At 75.2% G+C, this 1,053-nt stretch carries 3 protein-coding genes; all 3 read left to right on the top strand.

What is annotated here, in order from left to right:
• Positions 1–114 precede the first annotated feature (114 nt).
• From HMPREF0731_RS21675 to HMPREF0731_RS21665, 3 genes are read left to right on the top strand one after another with little or no spacing between them, the layout of a single operon-like run.
• Positions 115–306, top strand: a complete 192-nt coding sequence (locus tag HMPREF0731_RS21675; protein WP_157136281.1) for a hypothetical protein — start codon at positions 115–117, stop codon at positions 304–306.
• A 36-nt stretch (positions 307–342) separates the two neighbouring features.
• Positions 343–633, top strand: coding sequence for a DUF883 C-terminal domain-containing protein (locus HMPREF0731_RS21670; protein ID WP_007006391.1), 291 nt, complete (start codon positions 343–345; stop codon positions 631–633).
• A gap of 5 nt (positions 634–638) precedes the next feature.
• Positions 639–1,052 (top strand): hypothetical protein, encoded by a 414-nt coding sequence (locus HMPREF0731_RS21665; protein ID WP_007006390.1) that lies wholly within the window; start codon positions 639–641, stop codon positions 1,050–1,052.
• Position 1,053 lies beyond the last annotated feature (1 nt).

The following is a 1,053-nucleotide window of genomic DNA, read 5'->3' as shown; positions in this document are numbered from 1 at the left end:
CTTCCCGCCGCGCCGCCCGGGCGGCATGCTGGCGCGGAGCGGAGGGCGCGGCGATCCGCGCGCAACCCGGGGCAGCGCTGCCGTGTTGCAGGCGGGAACATGGAGTGCGATGCGATGCGCAAGATTCTCGCGGCGGCGCTGCCCGCCCTGCTGCTGGCCCTGCCGCTGGCCGCCTGCAACGAAGGCCCGGCCGAGCGCGCCGGCCGCAATGTCGACAATGCCGCGCAGAACCTGCGCGACGCGGTGGACCCGCCGCGCGGACCGGGCGAGCGCCTCGGCCGCAGCATCGACCGCGCCACCAACTGATCCGCATCCGCTGAACCCCAGGGCAGGAGGATACCCATGCGCCGTCTTTCCCAGGCGATCGACACCGGCTCCGTCGAGGAGCGCCTGCACGACCTTCGCCGCAAGCTCGACACGCTGATCGAGGAGCAGGTGAACCCCGCCCTCTCGCGCGCCGGCCACCAGGCGCAGGACATGGCGCAGCGCGCCCAGGGCATGGCCCAGCGCCTCGGCCATGACACGCGGCGCGAGGCCGAGCAGGTGATGGGCGTGGTGCGCGAGCGCCCGGTCGCCACCATCGCCATCGCGGTCGGCGTGGGCTTCCTGCTTGCCAAGCTGCTGCGGCGCTGAGCGGCATGCGCGCCATCCGCCTCGCCACCGCCTCGCTGGAGGCGGAGCGTGTCCGCCTCGGCCTCTACGGGCGCCGCATGGCGGTGCGCGCCGGCCTGGCGGCGGTGGCCGCCATCTTCCTCTGCGCCGCCCTGGCCATGCTGCATGTCCTGGCCTGGGTGGCGCTGACGCCCGGCGTCGGCCCGCTCGGCCGCGCCGGCATCCTGCTCGGCGCCGATGTGGCGATCGCCGTCGTGCTGCTGCTGATCGCGATGCGCGACCGGCCGACCACGCAGGAGATCGAGGCACGGGTGCTGCGCGACACCGCGCTGACCCAGGCGCGCGCCAGCCTCAGCATCGTCACGGTGCTGGGCGGGCTGGCCGCCTCGCCCTGGCTGGGCATCCTGCTCGGCCTGTTCCGCCGCCGCCGGCGCGGCTGAC

Source organism: Pseudoroseomonas cervicalis ATCC 49957 (genome assembly GCF_000164635.1).
GTDB lineage: Bacteria > Pseudomonadota > Alphaproteobacteria > Acetobacterales > Acetobacteraceae > Pseudoroseomonas > Pseudoroseomonas cervicalis.
This window is presented reverse-complemented; position numbering and strand designations above follow the sequence as displayed.

Excerpts from the sequence above, each read along its gene's own strand:
- HMPREF0731_RS21675 (WP_157136281.1), top strand. The coding sequence starts at position 115 with ATGCGCAAGATTCTCGCGGCGGCGCTGCCCGCCCTGCTGCTGGCCCTG.
- HMPREF0731_RS21670 (WP_007006391.1), top strand. The coding sequence starts at position 343 with ATGCGCCGTCTTTCCCAGGCGATCGACACCGGCTCCGTCGAGGAGCGC.
- HMPREF0731_RS21665 (WP_007006390.1), top strand. The coding sequence starts at position 639 with ATGCGCGCCATCCGCCTCGCCACCGCCTCGCTGGAGGCGGAGCGTGTC.